The 14998-nt window shown below is 66.2% G+C and carries 14 protein-coding genes; 9 read left to right on the forward strand and 5 right to left on the reverse strand.

All coding sequences use genetic code 11. The annotated features are described in order from the left end of the window. Positions 1-15: 15 nt before the first annotated feature. The 3 genes from lpdA to pilH all read left to right on the forward strand — a co-directional run bounded on the left by lpdA (position 16) and on the right by pilH (position 2928). Positions 16-1440 carry a dihydrolipoyl dehydrogenase gene (gene lpdA, locus QM741_RS09745; protein ID WP_415207517.1) on the forward strand — a complete coding sequence of 475 codons (1425 nt, stop codon included), beginning with the start codon at positions 16-18 and terminating at the stop codon, positions 1438-1440. Positions 1441-1452: 12 nt separating this feature from the next. Then, the gene (locus QM741_RS09750; protein WP_415207518.1) at positions 1453-2460 is read left to right on the forward strand and encodes an oxidoreductase; all 1008 of its coding nucleotides are present in this window, start codon (positions 1453-1455) and stop codon (positions 2458-2460) included. A gap of 96 nt (positions 2461-2556) precedes the next feature. Then, positions 2557-2928 carry a twitching motility response regulator PilH gene (gene pilH, locus QM741_RS09755; protein WP_415207519.1) on the forward strand — a complete coding sequence of 124 codons (372 nt, stop codon included), beginning with the start codon at positions 2557-2559 and terminating at the stop codon, positions 2926-2928. 39 nt (positions 2929-2967) lie between these two features. On the opposite strand, the gene QM741_RS09760 is transcribed toward pilH, so the two are convergent. After that, the gene (locus tag QM741_RS09760) at positions 2968-3858 is read right to left on the reverse strand and encodes a DnaJ C-terminal domain-containing protein (protein ID WP_415207520.1); all 891 of its coding nucleotides are present in this window, start codon (positions 3856-3858) and stop codon (positions 2968-2970) included. A gap of 262 nt (positions 3859-4120) precedes the next feature. Continuing rightward, positions 4121-4564 carry an Hsp20/alpha crystallin family protein gene (locus tag QM741_RS09765; RefSeq protein ID WP_415207521.1) on the reverse strand — a complete coding sequence of 148 codons (444 nt, stop codon included), beginning with the start codon at positions 4562-4564 and terminating at the stop codon, positions 4121-4123. 190 nt (positions 4565-4754) lie between these two features. Between QM741_RS09765 and QM741_RS09770 the strand changes: the two genes are divergently transcribed. Then, positions 4755-5231 carry a peroxiredoxin gene (locus QM741_RS09770; protein WP_415209103.1) on the forward strand — a complete coding sequence of 159 codons (477 nt, stop codon included), beginning with the start codon at positions 4755-4757 and terminating at the stop codon, positions 5229-5231. Positions 5232-5766: 535 nt separating this feature from the next. Here the strand turns inward: QM741_RS09770 and gyrA are convergent. The 3 genes from gyrA to mtnA form a co-directional block, all read right to left on the reverse strand. Further along, on the reverse strand, positions 5767-8442 hold the full coding sequence (gene gyrA / locus QM741_RS09775; protein ID WP_415207522.1) for a DNA gyrase subunit A: 2676 nt from the start codon (positions 8440-8442) through the stop codon (positions 5767-5769). Between the two features lie 263 nt (positions 8443-8705). After that, positions 8706-9101 (reverse strand): GtrA family protein, encoded by a 396-nt coding sequence (locus QM741_RS09780; protein ID WP_415207523.1) that lies wholly within the window; start codon positions 9099-9101, stop codon positions 8706-8708. A gap of 3 nt (positions 9102-9104) precedes the next feature. Beyond that, positions 9105-10172 carry an S-methyl-5-thioribose-1-phosphate isomerase gene (gene mtnA, locus QM741_RS09785; RefSeq protein ID WP_415207524.1) on the reverse strand — a complete coding sequence of 356 codons (1068 nt, stop codon included), beginning with the start codon at positions 10170-10172 and terminating at the stop codon, positions 9105-9107. A gap of 113 nt (positions 10173-10285) precedes the next feature. Between mtnA and QM741_RS09790 the strand changes: the two genes are divergently transcribed. From QM741_RS09790 to QM741_RS09810, 5 genes are all read left to right on the forward strand, one after another. After that, positions 10286-10975: a hypothetical protein gene (locus QM741_RS09790; protein WP_415207525.1), complete on the forward strand. Its 690-nt coding sequence runs from the start codon at positions 10286-10288 to the stop codon at positions 10973-10975. 84 nt (positions 10976-11059) lie between these two features. Next, positions 11060-11623 carry a YqgE/AlgH family protein gene (locus QM741_RS09795; RefSeq protein WP_415207526.1) on the forward strand — a complete coding sequence of 188 codons (564 nt, stop codon included), beginning with the start codon at positions 11060-11062 and terminating at the stop codon, positions 11621-11623. Between the two features lie 36 nt (positions 11624-11659). Continuing rightward, entirely contained in the window at positions 11660-12109 is a 450-nt protein-coding gene (gene ruvX, locus QM741_RS09800; RefSeq protein ID WP_415207527.1) for a Holliday junction resolvase RuvX, read from the forward strand. A 99-nt stretch (positions 12110-12208) separates the two neighbouring features. Continuing rightward, positions 12209-13171, forward strand: coding sequence for an aspartate carbamoyltransferase catalytic subunit (locus QM741_RS09805; protein ID WP_415207528.1), 963 nt, complete (start codon positions 12209-12211; stop codon positions 13169-13171). After that, positions 13168-14859: a hypothetical protein gene (locus QM741_RS09810; RefSeq protein ID WP_415207529.1), complete on the forward strand. Its 1692-nt coding sequence runs from the start codon at positions 13168-13170 to the stop codon at positions 14857-14859. Before QM741_RS09805 ends, QM741_RS09810 begins: the two co-directional genes overlap by 4 nt. The last annotated feature ends 139 nt before the right edge of the window (positions 14860-14998 follow it).

Raw genomic sequence — 14998 nt, forward strand, 5'->3', positions numbered from 1 at the left:
CAAGAGACAAAGAAAATGGCAGACCAATTCGACGTCATCGTCATCGGCGGCGGCCCCGCCGGCTATCACGCGGCGATCCGCGCCGCGCAGCTCGGCCTCAAGACCGCGTGCATCGACAACTTCAAGGGCAAGGACGGCAAGCTCGCGCTCGGCGGCACCTGCCTCAACGTCGGCTGCATTCCGTCGAAGGCGCTGCTCGACTCGTCCAAGCAGTTTTGGAACCTGACCCAGCACTTCGCCGTGCACGGCATCACGACGAAGGACGCGAAGATCGACGTCGGCACGATGGTCGGGCGCAAGGACAAGATCGTCAAGCAGTTCACCGGCGGCGTCGCGCTGCTGTTCAAGGGCAACAAGGTCGCCGCCTACGACGGCTTCGGCACGCTGCTGCCGAACAAGGTCGTCAGCGTCAAGCGCTTCGACGGCTCGACCACCGAATTGACCGCGCCGAACATCATCCTCGCCGCGGGCTCGACCTCGATCGAGCTGCCGTTCGCCAAATTCGACGGCAAGCGCATCGTCGACAACGCCGGCGCGCTCGATTTCGACGCCGTGCCGAAGCGCCTCGGAGTGATCGGCGCGGGCGTGATCGGCCTCGAGCTCGGCAGCGTTTGGCGCCGTCTCGGCGCCGAGATCACGATCCTCGAAGCGCTGCCGGAATTCCTCGCGGCGGCCGAGAAAGACGTCGCCAAGGTCGCCGCCAAGGAATTCGCCAAGCAGGGCCTCGACATCAAGCTCGGCGCCAAGGTCGGCAAGGCCGAGGTCAAGGGCAATACGGTCGAGATCACCTACGCCGACGCCAAGGGCGAACAGAAGCTCGTCGTCGACAAGCTGCTCGTCGCGGTCGGCCGCCGCGCGGCGACGAACGGTCTGCTTGCCGAAGGCACGGGCGTGCAGCTCGACGAGCGCGGCCGCATCGTCGTCGATGAGCACTGCCATACCGGCGCGGATGGCGTCTGGGCCGTCGGCGACTGCGTGCGCGGGCCGATGCTCGCGCACAAAGGCTTCGAGGAAGGCATCGCCGTGGCCGAGCTGATCGCCGGCAAGCCCGGGCACGTCAACTACGATTACATCCCGTGGGTGATCTACACCGAACCGGAAATCGCCTGGGCCGGCAAGACCGAAGAGGAACTGAAGAAGGCCGGCATTCCGTACAAGGCGGGGGCGTTCCCGTTCGCCGCGATCGGCCGCGCCGTCGCGATGAACGAGACCGCCGGCTTCGTCAAGATTCTCGCCCACGCCGAAACCGACCGCCTGCTCGGCGTGCACATGGTTGGCCCGGGCGTGTCCGAACTGATCGCCGAGGCCGTGGTCGCGATGGAATTCCACGGCTCGGCCGAGGATCTCGCGCGTATCGTCCACGCGCACCCGACGCTCAGCGAAGCCGTGCACGAAGCCGCGCTCGCGGTCGACAAACGGGCAATCCACAAGGTGAACTGACAGGCACAACCCATGTCCGTTTCCGCCCCATTCGACGCCTTCCGCATCCACGCCGACCGCGGCGATTACCGCGCCGAAATCGAGCAATTGAAGCTCGACGACCTTTCGCCCGGCGAGGTCGTCGTCAAGGTCGCTTGGTCCTCGGTCAACTACAAGGACGCGCTGGCCGGCACGGGCAAGGGCAAGATCCTGCGCGAATCGCCGCTGGTCGGCGGCATCGATGTGGCCGGCCACGTGGTCGAATCGAGCGACGCCAAGTTCAAGGAAGGCGACCAGGTGCTCGTCACCGGCTGCGGCCTGTCGGAGACGCGCGACGGCGGCTACGCGCAATACGCGCGGCTCGAATCGAAATGGGTCGTGCCGTTGCCGAAAGGCCTGACGCTGCGCGAGGCGATGGTGCTCGGCACGGCCGGCTTCACCGCCGGGTTGTCGCTGTATAGAATGCAGCAAAATGGACAAGTACCGTCGATGGGCCCGGTCGTCGTCACCGGCGCGACGGGCGGCGTCGGCTCGCTCGCGATCGACATCCTCACGCAAGCGGGCTACGAGGCGCACGCGATCAGCGGCAAGCTCGAACACTTCGACGACCTGATCGCGCTCGGCGCGAAGCAATGCATCTCGCGCAAGGACCTGTACTGGGGCCAGCGTCCGCTCGAAACGAGCCGCTGGGCCGGCGCGATCGACAACGTCGGCGGCGAGATGCTCGCCGGATTGACGCGCGTCATCCATCCCTACGGCAACATCGCGAGCTGTGGCCTCGCCGCCGATCACTCGCTGGCGACGACCGTGATGCCGTTCATCCTGCGCGGCGTCAGCCTGCTCGGCATCGCCTCGGCCGGCACCGCGCGCGACATCCGCGATGCGGTCTGGCAGCACCTTTCCAGTGACTGGAAACCGGCGCACCTCGACCGCATCGCCACGCGCGAAATCGGTCTCGACGGCCTTCCGGCCGTGTTCGAGACGATGCTCGCGGGGGGCTCGTTCGGGCGCACGCTGGTCAGGCTTCAGGACCGAGCGTGACGGACGTCACGCGCAGACTTCGAGCCGTTTGTGGCCGCAAACGACTTGTGCCTACAATGACGAATCATTCATCCCTGCAGGGGGCAGGTTCCACTCATGGCGCGTATCCTGATCGTTGACGATTCGCCGACGCAACTGCTCGGCCTCAAGCGCATCGTCGAGAAACTCGGCCATCTCGCCACTACGGCCGAAGACGGCGTCGCCGGTGTGGACCTCGCCAAGCGCGACATCCCCGACCTGATCCTGATGGACGTGGTCATGCCGAACCTCAACGGATTCCAGGCCACGCGCATGCTCGCGCGCGAGCCGACGACGAAGCACATACCCGTTGTCCTCGTCACCACCAAGGGACAGGAAACCGACAAGATCTGGGGCATGCGCCAAGGCGCCAAGGCCTACGTGACCAAGCCGATCGACGAGAAGGAACTGGTGCAGGCGATCAAGAACCTGCTGCCCGCCGTGCCGTAGTTCTTGCTTGTCGTTCCCGCCAGTAGGCAAACCTTTTTATCACGCGCGCACGGCAGACTCGCCGAATTCCTGCGCCATCTGTTCGTAGAGCTTACGCTGCGCCGCGGTGTGCGCGGGCGGCGCATGCACCTGCAAGGTGACGAACTGGTCGCCAGGCGTCGCGCCCGGCATGCCGCGCGCGCGCAGGCGCATGCGCTTGCCGCTGTCGGAGCCGGCGGGAACCTTCAATTCCACGTCGCCGGCCAGCGTCGGCACGGTGACGGTGCCACCGAGCGCGGCCTGCCACGGTGTGATCGGCAATGTCAGCAACACGTCGCGACCGTCCAGTCGGAAGCGGCCGTCCTCGCGCACGGCGACCTCGAGCAGCAGATCGCCGGCCGGCGAGCCTGGCGAGCCCTGCCCGGCGAGGCGGATCTGCTGACCAGGCAAGATGCCGGCCGGAATCTTCACTTCGAGCGTGCGTTCCGCACCGTTGCCGTCGCGCAGCGTGATGCGCTCCTTGCCGCCGCTGAACGCGGTTGCGAGCGTAATCTCGACGCGCGCCTGCACGTCGCGCCCGCGGCGCGGGCCGCTGCGGCCACGCGGACCGCGGCCGCCTCCTCCTCCGAATAGCGACTCGAAAAAATCCGAGAAACCGCCTTCGCCGACATCGGAGAAATCGAAGCCCTGTCCCTCGCCGAAATTCGGCGGATGGTATTCCTGCCCGGGCCGGTAGCCCTGCGCCTTGATCTGGTCGTACGCCTTGCGCTTGGCCGGATCGCGCAACGCCTCGTAGGCCTCGTTGACGGATTTGAATTTCTCCTCGGCGCCGGCCTCCTTGCTTACGTCGGGATGATATTTCTTGGCGAGCTTGCGATAGGCGGTCTTGATCTCCGCCTCGCTCGCATCGGGCTTGACGCCGAGAATGTCGTAGTAGTCTTTGAATTGCATGCGTGTTTGCGATCCGGTTGACGACGCGGGAGGAGAAACCTTTGCCCGGCGTTCTCCAGCAGGGCCGCAGGTCGGCGACAGCCGACCGCAGGAAATCCAGGCGCCGTAACGGCAACGCAGCGGGACCCGCATTCGCGACAGCGGCATCCTGTCGCCTGGATTCCGGCAGTCCCTGCCGGGATGGCGGCGGAAACGACGATACCCGCGGCCAGCATAGCCGACCGCGGGTTGCATCGACAACGCCGGGAGGCGCGTCCGATCCTCAGTGGGCGATTTCGATGCGGCGCGGCGCAGCCTGCGCCTTCTTCGGGATCGAAATCTCGAGCACGCCGTGCTTGCCGCTCGCGGTGATGCCGTCGGCATCGGCGCTGTCGGGCAGCGCGAAGCGGCGATAGAACGCCCCGTAGCTGCGTTCGACGCGGGTCAGCTTGGCGGATTCTTCCTTGGACTCGGAGGTGCGCTCGCCCCGGATCGTCAGGATGCCTTTCTCCATGTTCACTTCGATGTCCTTCGGGTCGACGCCGGGGACGTCGGCGAGAATGACGAAGCGCTTGTCCTCCTCGCGGATGTCCACGCGCGGCGTCCACTGGCTGGTGACGACGTTGGACTGGTCGGTATCGGCATCGCCGAAGAAACGGTCGAACACCTGACGGATCTCATTCTCGAAACGCTGCGGACGGACGAACGGATAATGCGTGATGGTCATGATGGATTCCTCGATGGATTTCGGGCTTGGATCGCCCGTTGCCGGAAAAAATATGGACGGCCAAAATCTTTTCAAGAGGTCCGATTGGCCGGCCCGATTACGTGCCTGGGCGGCGGATAACGACGCCGGGGTGACCGCTGCCGCGAAGACGGCTTATGATCGGCAACTCCCCTTCCATGAGGACCATGCCATGACGATCCGGATCGGCGACCGCATTCCCAGCGCCAACCTCAACACTCTCAAGGATGGCGTGCAGGCGATCAACACGGACGAGATCTTCAGGGGCAGGAAGGTCGTGCTGTTCTCCGTCCCCGGCGCGTTCACGCCGACCTGTTCGGCCAAGCACCTGCCCGGTTATGTGGAAAAGTTCGCGGAGTTCAAAAGTAAAGATGTGGACGTCGCCTGCATCGCCGTCAACGACGCCTTCGTCATGGACGCATGGGCGAAGAACCAACACGTGCCCGAAGGCCTGCTCATGCTCGCCGACGGCAACGGCGCGTTCACCAAGGTGATCGGCCTCGAAATGGACGGCACGGCGTTCGGCCTGGGCATGCGCGGCAAACGCTTCGCGCTCTACGCCGAGGACGGCGTGGTGAAAGCGTTGCACGTCGAGGCGCCGGGCGAGTTCAAGGTGTCCGATGCGGCGTCGATGCTGGCGGTGGTTTGATGGCCACGATGTGCGGATGCGGCAGCTTCCCTTCTCCCAGCGGGAGAAGGGGCGCGGCAGCGCCGGATGAGGGGAGAGCGCGACAACTTCGATATGTGCCTGCAGATTGAAAGGCCTTTCCCTCATCCGCCCTTCGGGCACCTTCTCCCGGTGGGAGAAGGAAAAAACATCAAATGCACGGTTCCCGGATTACCTTGCCCTTTTCAACATAGGCGGGGCAGCCGCCCACCTCGATTAATAATGTAGAAGAGCATTGTCCACGTGCCGACTTGCCAGATGGCAAACGCGGATCGGCGTAGCACTGACCTTGGCACTCGCTAGAGTCTGAGCACGACTTACCGCCATCTGTCGTGGAAATCCTGCAGAAATACCAGCTCGGAATTATCGGATACTGAATCCACTTGCCACCCCGCACAACGCATTCTTGTTCATTCTTGGGGATACTGGGTTTTTGGACAGGCTTTGAAGCGCATCCGGAAACGACCAGCAGAGCAGCACTCATTACTGCAAGCAAGTGGAATCTCATTCCCTCTCCTCATTCGATCGTTGGCGGTACCTCTGACTGGATAGCGCTGCCATCCTCGGACGTTCCCTCTTCGGCCCCTAATGATTCGATTGCCACAACACCAACCAGCGACTCGTCGCCCGGCAACCGGATCAGCGTCACGCCCTGCGTATTGCGCCCGACCTTGGCAATCTCGTTCGCGCGCGTGCGCACGAGCGTGCCCTGGTTCGAAATCAGCATGACCTCGTGCGCGTCGTCGAGTTCGACGGCGCCGACGAGATTGCCGTTGCGCTCGGAGCACTGGATGCCGATGACGCCGCGGATGCCGCGGCCCTTGCGCGGGTACTTCGACAGCGGCGTGCGCTTGCCGTAGCCGCGCTCGGTCGCGGTGAGCACGTAGCTTTCCGCAGTCGATTCGGCTTCGTCGGCGAGCGTCTCGTCCTCGACCGCATCGGCGGCATCGTCTTCGTCGCCGCTCTGCTCGGCGGCATGCTCGACGACGAGCAGCGAGACGACCTGCGCGCCGTCGGCGAGGCGGATGCCGCGCACGCCGCTGGCGCCGCGGCCCATCGCGCGCACTTCGTCCTCGGCGAAGCGCACGGTGCGTCCGTTCGAGGCGAACAGCATCACGTCGTGCGTGCCGTCGGTGAGCTGCACGTCGACGAGCGCATCGTCCTCGTCGAGCGAGATCGCCGCCTTGCCCTTCTGCAACTGGAATTCGAACTCGGTCAGCGGCGTCTTCTTCACCGTGCCGTTGCGCGTGGCGAAGAACACGTAATTGTTCTGCGTGTACTCGCGAACGGGAAGGATCGCCTGCACCTTCTCGCCTTCCTCCAGTTGCAGCAGGTTGACGATCGGGCGGCCGCGCGAATTCGGGCCGGCCTCGGGGATTTTGTAGACCTTGAGCCAGTACACGCGGCCGCGGCTCGTGAACGTCAGCAGCGTGTCGTGTGTGTTGACGACCCAGAGCTTCTCGACGAAATCCTCTTCCTTGATCGCGGTCGCCGAGCGGCCCTTGCCGCCGCGCCTTTGCGCACGGTAGATCGTCGTCGGCTGGCGCTTGGCGTAGCCGGCGTGCGAAAGCGTGACGACCACGTCCTCGGCCGCGATCAGGTCGAGCACGTCGAGGTCTTCCTGGCTGGCCTGGATCACGGTACGGCGCGCGTCGCCGTACTGCGCCTTGATTGCGGCCAGCTCGTCGCGGATCACCTTGAGCAGCACGTCGGGGTTTTCGAGAATCTCGATCAGGCCGGCGATCGTGGTCAGCAGTTCCTTGTATTCGTCGGTGAGCTTCTCCTGCTCAAGGCCCGTGAGGCGCGCCAGGCGCATTTCGAGAATTTGCTGCGCCTGTACTTCGGACAATTGATAGCCCGAGTCGGACAAGCCGACGTCCGGCGCGAGGTCTTCCGGCTTGGACGCGTCCGCGCCCGAGGCCGCGAGCAGCACGCGCACGAGCCCCGGTTCCCAGCGCTTGGCGAGCATGCGCTCCTTGGCCACGTCGCCCGACGGCGAAGTCTTGATCAGTTCGATCATCTCGTCGATGTTGGCCAGCGCGACCGTCAAACCTTCCAACACGTGCGCGCGCTTGCGCGCCTCGCGCAGTTCGAAGATCGTGCGCCGCGTGACGACTTCGCGGCGATGGCGGACGAACGCTTCGAGGATTTCGCGCAAGCCGAGCAGGCGCGGCTGTCCGTCGACCAGCGCGACCATGTTGATGCCGAACGTCACCTGCATCTGCGTCTGCTGATACAGATTGTTGAGCAGCACTTCGGCGAGCGTGTCCTTGCGCACTTCGATCACGATGCGCATGCCTTCGCGGTCGGATTCGTCGCGCAGCTCGGAAATGCCTTCGATCTTCTTTTCCTTGTGCAACTCGGCGATCGCCTCGATCAATCGTTTCTTGTTCACCTGGTACGGCAGCTCGGTGACGATGATCGTCTCGCGGCCGTTGTCGTCGGCTTCGATCTCGGCCTTGGCGCGCACGTAGATGCGGCCGCGGCCGGTCTTGTAGGCCTCGATGATGCCGGCGGCGCCGTTGATGATGCCGTGGGTCGGGAAATCCGGGCCCGGCACGAGGCGCAGCAATTCGTCGAAGCTCAAATCCGGGTTGTCGATCAGCGCGATCGTCGCATCGACGATTTCGTTCAAATTGTGCGGCGGCACGTTCGTGGCCATGCCGACCGCGATGCCGGCCGAGCCGTTGACGAGCAGGTTCGGCACGCGCGTGGGCAGCACGGTGGGCTCGAGATCCTTCTCGTCGTAGTTCGGCTGGAAGTCGACCGTGTCCTTGTCGAGGTCGGCGAGCAGTTCCGAACTGACGCGATCGAGGCGGCACTCGGTGTAACGCATCGCCGCGGCATTGTCGCCGTCGACCGAACCGAAGTTGCCCTGGCCGTCGACGAGCGGATAGCGCAGCGAGAAATCCTGCGCCATGCGCACGAGCGCATCGTAGACCGCGGTGTCGCCGTGCGGATGGTATTTGCCGATGACGTCGCCGACGACGCGCGCGCACTTCACGTACGGGCGGTTCCAGGTGTTGTTCAGTTCCTGCATCGCGTAGAGCACGCGCCGATGCACGGGTTTGAGGCCGTCGCGCACGTCCGGCAGGGCGCGACCGACGATCACGCTCATCGCGTAATCGAGGTAGCTCTGCCGCATTTCGTCTTCGATGTTGACGCGAATGATTTCTTTGGCCAGATCCGCCATCGTGGAATTTTTCCCGGTAGTTTCTGCTCGGCGCGAGGTTTCGCGCGGGCGCGAAATCAGGCGATTTCGGCTGTTACAATTCTACCATATGCCGCGTGTTTTCAGGCGAATTTCCGGCCCGGAAAACCCGCGTGGTTTCAACAAGTTGAACCACGACTTCGACAAAGCGGAATGCGCCATCCCGCCGCCAACGGGAAACGCGAAAAATCCCCATGGATTCCCGTTTTGCGGGAACGAGGCCATTAGAAGGGCGCAGGGGTTTTCTACGCCTGCGGCTTGCTGCGATAGATCCAGTGGCGCGAGGCGAAATAGTTGACGCCGAGGCCGGCCACCGAACCCGCGGCGACCGCCAGCGGCAGCCAACGGCCGTCGACGTCGAAGGTGAGCACGACGGCGGTGTACGCGGCGAAATTGCAGGCGAAGCCGCCGCTCATCGCGAAAATGTATCGCCACCATTCGCCGAAGCGCGAGTGGTTGCGCGTGCCATGGAAGGTGAGGTTGCGGTTGAACAGCCAGGTCGCCGTCGCCGCGCACAGGAACGAGATCAGGCGCGCGCTGAAGCGGTCCCATGCGAAGCCCGTCACGAGCAGTTGCAGCACGCCCGCGTCGACGACGAAGCCGAGCACGCCGCCGACGCAGAACAGGACGAATTCGCGCATCGGTCAGCCCAGCGCCGCGAGTCTGGCCATGCCGGCCTCGCCAGGCCGCTCGATCGCACCGCGCTCGGTGACGATCACGTCGATCAGTTCCGCCGGGGTGACGTCGAACACCGGGTTCCACGCATCGGCGCCGTCGACGACCATGCGCCGGCCCGAAATCGATAGCAGTTCGGCCGGGTCGCGCAGTTCGATCTCGATATCGTCGCCGCGCTTCGTGGCCATGTCCACGGTCGACCACGGCGCGACGACCATGAAGCGGACGCCATGCCGCTTCGCCGCGATCGCGAGCTGGTACGTGCCGATCTTGTTCGCCGCGTCGCCGTTTGCGGCGATGCGGTCGGCGCCGACGATCACCCATTGCACGGCGCCGGATTTCATCAGGTGCGAGGCGGCGGAATCGGCGATCAACTTCGCCGGAATTTGGTCGCGCACGAGTTCCCACATGGTCAGGCGCGCGCCCTGCAGCCAGGGCCGGGTTTCGCCTGCGTATACTTGTACAATTTTCCTGTCCGCGAATCCGGCGCGGATCACGCCGAGCGCGGTGCCGAAACCGGCGGTCGCGAGCGAGCCGGTATTGCAGTGGGTGAGCACGCCGCTGCCGCGGTCGAGAAAGCCTGCGCCGATCCCGCCCATCTTGCGGTTCGCGGCGAGGTCTTCGTCCTGGATCGCGCGCGCCTCGGCGGCCAGCGCGGCAAGCGGATCGGTTTTCGCGAGCGCCAGCGCGCCGCGCATGCGCGCCAGCGCCCAGGCGAGGTTCACCGCGGTCGGGCGCGCGGCGTTGAGCGCATCGAAAGTCGATGCGAGCGCGGCAACGGTGACCGCATGGCCGGCGCCGGCGAGCAGCGCGGCCTGCAGCACCACGCCCCAGGCCGCGGCGATGCCGATCGCCGGCGCGCCGCGCACGACGAGATCCTTGATCGCCTTCGCCACGTCGGGCGCGTTGCGGCACTCGACGAACGTTTCCGCGAACGGCAGCTCGCGCTGGTCGAGCAGGCGCAATGCGCCGTCTACATGGATCACGGCGCGGATCGTGTCGTGGCGATCCAGCGAAGCGGAAGCGGGGTCGGGCATGTCCAGTTCAAAAAGACGGGCAGGTCGCCAAGGATAACCCAGGAGCATTGCGCCTCGCCCGCGCCGAACCGTCGTTGCGCACGCCGGTCGGCGATTTCCGCTAGCATGCCGCCATGCTGCGCATCCCACGCAACCCGGAAAGCAAACTCCGCGCAGGCCGGACGAGCACGCAAATCGCCGCCGTGCGTGCCGACGACCTCGACGCGCGATTCGTCGCCTTGCTGCGGCGCAAGTGCACGCGCGCCGCGCTGACCGGCGCGCTGACCGCGGCGATCGAGTCGATTCCGGGACTCGGCCGCGTACTCGGCTTCGTCTTCGGCGAAGTGCTCGATGCGAAATTCCTCGCGCGCGTCCAGCGCGAACTGGTCGAGGATACGTTCGCGCTCTATTCGCTGACGCTGCCCGCGGCCCTGCACGCGGAACTGGTCGAGCGCGTGCAGACGATGGGCGCAAGCGTGAGCATCGCCGGCGACGTGCTCGTGCGCGGCGCGCTGCGCCGGCTCGCCGGGCGCGCCGGCGGCGTAGTGACGCGGCGCTTCGTGCCGATCGCGGGTATCGTTTCCTCGGCGGTCAGCAACGCGAGCGTGACCTACGCGATCGGCAAGCGCGCGCAAGCCGCGGCGAAATGGAAGGACGCGCCGATCACGAACATGCCGGACGTGATGCGCGCGTTCAGCGGCGTCGACGAGCGGCGCGTGCTCGATTGGTCCGTGGACGCGGTGAAGACTTCGCTGGGCATGGTCGGCGATGCGTTGCGCCGAATGGTGCGCCTGGGCCGGCGCAGGACCGGCGCCGTCGAATAGCCGCGCATCCCGGGCCTTGCGGGCGCGTACGCCACCGTCAGGGGCCGTCCCTGCGCCGTGCGCCGCTCCGGTACAATCGCGTCCATGTACGCGCCCACCTCGCTCGCCAACCAGTTGCTGCTCGCGATGCCGAACATGCGCGACCCGAGCTTCGTGCGCAGCGTGGCGCTGATCTGCCAGCATTCGAACGACGGCGCGATGGGCGTGGTGATCAACCGCCTGTCCGAGTACCGCCTCGGCGACGTGCTCGCGCAGATGGGCCTGAAATCGCCGTACGCCGAAATCGAGGACGCGCCCGTGCTGATCGGCGGCCCGGTGCAGCCCGAACGCGGCTTCGTGCTGCATTCGGCCGACGGCGTGTGGGAATCCTCGTACCGCGTTTCCGAATCGCTCAGCGTGACCACTTCGCGCGACGTGCTCGTCGCGATCGCGGAAGGGCGCGGTCCGCAGCGCGCGCTCGTCACGCTCGGCTACGCCGGCTGGGGCGCGGGCCAGCTCGAGGAGGAGATCAAGCAGAACGCGTGGCTCACGGTCGAACCCGACCAGCGCGTGCTGTTCGACACGCCGCTGGAGCAGCGCTGGGACGCGGCGGCGAAGCTGATCGGCGTCAGCATGGCCAACCTGTCGAGTTTCTCCGGCAATGCGTAACGGCATGGTTCGCCGCCGCCGTGCGAGGGCAGCGGCGTGAGCGCAGCGGCCACCGTCGTGCTCGGCTTCGACTACGGCGCGCGGCGCATCGGCGTGGCCGTCGGCAACCGCGTGACCGCCAGCGCACGCGCGCTCGAAGTCGTCGGCAACGGCGCCAACGGGCCGGATTTCGCGCGCATCGCCGCATTGCTGCGTGAATGGCGCCCCGACGCGCTGCTCGTCGGACTGCCGCTGACCTTGGATTCGGGCGAACAGGCGAACAGCCGGAATGCGCGCGCGTTCGCCGAGGCGTTGCGCGAACGCCACGCCTTGCCGGTGGACCTTGTCGACGAGCGCCTCACCTCGCACGCCGCGTCCGAACGCTTCGCAGAGCGCCGCGCGGGCGGCACGGCCAGGCGCAAGCACGTCGCGGCGCTCGACGCGATCGCGGCGGAGGTCATCGTCGAACAATGGCTGCGCGAGAGTAGTTTTTGCGCTCGTCCTTGATCGCAAGATCAAGAAGCGGCCATCCATGGCCGCACTTTTCAAGAAAATCCGCTTCTTCCGTTGCACCGCTCCTTCTCCCGCTTTCGTTGTCGGCAAACCATGCAAAACCTGCAACTCACCTCCGACGGCCGCCTGCGCCACCTCATCACGCTCGCCGGCCTGCCGCGCGCGGTCATCGAACGCGTCCTCGACCGCGCCGAGGCGATGCGCCGCGACAGCCGCGACGGCGCGCGCCCGCTCGACCTGCTCGCCGGACGCACGCTGATCAACCTGTTCTTCGAGCCGTCGACGCGCACGCGCACCTCGTTCGACCTCGCCGCGCAGCGGCTCGGCGCACTCGTGATCAACTTCGACATCGAACGTTCGTCCACGGTGAAAGGCGAAAGCCTGCTCGACACGATCCACACCCTCGAAGCGATGCACTGCGATGCGTTCGTCGTGCGCCACAAGGAATCGGGCACGCCGGAAACCATCGCTCGCCACCTGCGTTCGCACGCCTGTGTGCTCAACGCGGGCGACGGCAGCCATGCGCATCCGACCCAGGGGTTGCTCGATGCGCTGACCCTGCGCCGCCGCGTCGGGGACTTTTCCCGCTTGAGCGTCGTCGTCTGCGGCGACATCCGCCACTCGCGCGTCGCGCGCTCGGACGTGGACGTGCTGCGTACGCTCGGCGTGCGCGACCTGCGCCTGTGCGCGCCGCCCGAACTGCTGCCCGCGCCCGGCACGGCGGAGTTTGCGCAATGTACACTTTTCCACAATTTCGACGACGCCGTCGCCGGCTGCGACGCGGCGATCATGCTGCGCCTGCAGAAGGAGCGCATGGAAGCCGCGGCGATTCCGTCCGAGGCCGACTACTTCGCGCGCTACGGCCTTACCGCCGCGCGCCTCGCGCGCGCGAAGCCGGGCTGCCTCGTCATGCACCCCGGTCCGATCAACCGCAACGTCGAGATCGCCGACGACGTGGCCGACGGCGCACAGTCGTTGATCCTGGAACAGGTCGCCAACGGCGTGTTCGCGCGCATGGCCGTGCTCGCCGAACTGCTCGGAGGAAGTGCCGCATGAACAAGCTCGTCCGTTACGCCGTGCTCGCCCTCGGCGCCGCCGTCCTCGCCGCCTGCGCCAAACCGCAGTCGGGCAGCGAGCCGCCGCTCGCCTACGCGCCGGCGGACACGCCTTACGCCTACGCCAATCTCGAGCCACCGCCGAAAGCGATGATCGACTGGTGGCAGCGCCAGATGTCGTCGCTGATGCCGATCCTGCTCGACACCTACGACGGCCTGCTCGAGAAGCGGAAGACGCAAGGCGATGGCGGAGCGAAAATCCTTGCGGGCCTGCTCGACGAACTGCGCGGGCGCGACACGTTCGAGAAGCTGCGCGAGATCGGCTACAAGCCCGATGCGCGCATGGCGGTCTACGGCATCGGCTTCGTTCCGGTGGCGCGCCTGGAACTGGCCGACCCCGCCGCGTTCAAGGCGATGATCGCGCGCGTCGAAGGCAAGGCCGGCGAGAAGATTCCGACCGGCAAGACGGGCGATCAGGAATACTGGCAGTTCGGCGACGACGACGTGACGGTCGCCGTCGCCGTGCAGGGTGCGCATCTCGTCGCCACGCTGTGGCCGGCCGGCGCGAACGACACGGTCAGGCAGTTGCTGCTCGGCGTCACCCGGCCGGCGTCGAACCTGCTCGATGCCGGTAGCCTGCAGGCGATTGCGAAGAAGTATCGATTTTCGCCGTACGGCGAGGGCTACCTCGACATCGCCGCGCTCGTGCAGCGCTTCACCACCACGCAGACCGGGAGCGATCTCGAAATCGCCAGGGCGCTGAAGCTGCCGACCTACATCGCCGACGCAAATCCGGTCTGCGCCGGGGAGGCGAAGGCGATCGCGCAGAAATTCCCGCGCCTCGTCGTCGGTGCGGAAGCCTATGCCCCGCCGCAGTTGAGCGTCGCCGTGCAACTCGAAACCGAACCCGCGCTCGCGCAGGCGCTGATGGCGGCGTTCATCGCCGCGCCCGGCACCGGCGCGCCGGCGCAAGGTCTGGTCGACATCGGCCTCGCCACGCCGCTGCTCAAGCTCAAGGACTTCTGGCTTAAGCAGGCCGACGCGGTCGCGGCGAAGCCGTTCGCCTGCCCCGAGTTCGCCGATCTCAACGAGACGTTCGCCAAGTCGAGGCAGCAGCTCGGGGCGACCATCTCGCCGCCGTTCAGCGACCTCACCGGCCTGCGTCTCACGCTCGACCGGCTCGACCTGCGCAAGGACGCGAAAGCGCCCGACGTCGCCGCGCGCCTGCTGATCGGCTCGAACAATCCGCTCGCCGCGATCGGCATGGCGCAGATGGCGTTGCCGCAACTGAAGGACTTGCAGATCCGGCCCGACGGCAAGCCGGTCGCGTTGCCGGCCGGCCTCGTGCCCGCGTCGGCGCAGTTGCCGCCGGTGTCCGTGGCGACGACCGACAAGGCCATCGCGCTCGCCGCGGGCCAGGGGGAGGACGCCGCGCTCGCCACCTTCTTCGCCGCGCCGCCGAGCCCGACGCCGGTGTTCCTGCGCATCCACTTTTCCGGCGCACTCTACGGCCTGCTCGGCCAGTACGTCGACGTGATGCAGGCGCGGATGTCCGCGGACAAGAAAGACGACTTTGCCGCGACCCGGTTGTTCCCGCTCTACGAAAAAATGTTCCGCTCGGGCGAGATCACGGCCGAGATCAACGCGAACGGCATCGGCGTGCGCGAAGCGATGGAGTTGGGGAACTGACCGGGAATTCGACGACGGGAGACGCCCCGTCGTTCCGGCTTCGGTTCGTCGTTTCCCTCGGTTCGCTGTCGCTTCGACCCTGCCGGAACGGCTGGATTCCGGATTCCCGCCCGAAGAAATTTTCCGCGTGATGAGAGTT

Source organism: Rudaea sp. (assembly GCF_047601565.1).
Classification (GTDB): domain Bacteria; phylum Pseudomonadota; class Gammaproteobacteria; order Xanthomonadales; family Rhodanobacteraceae; genus Rudaea.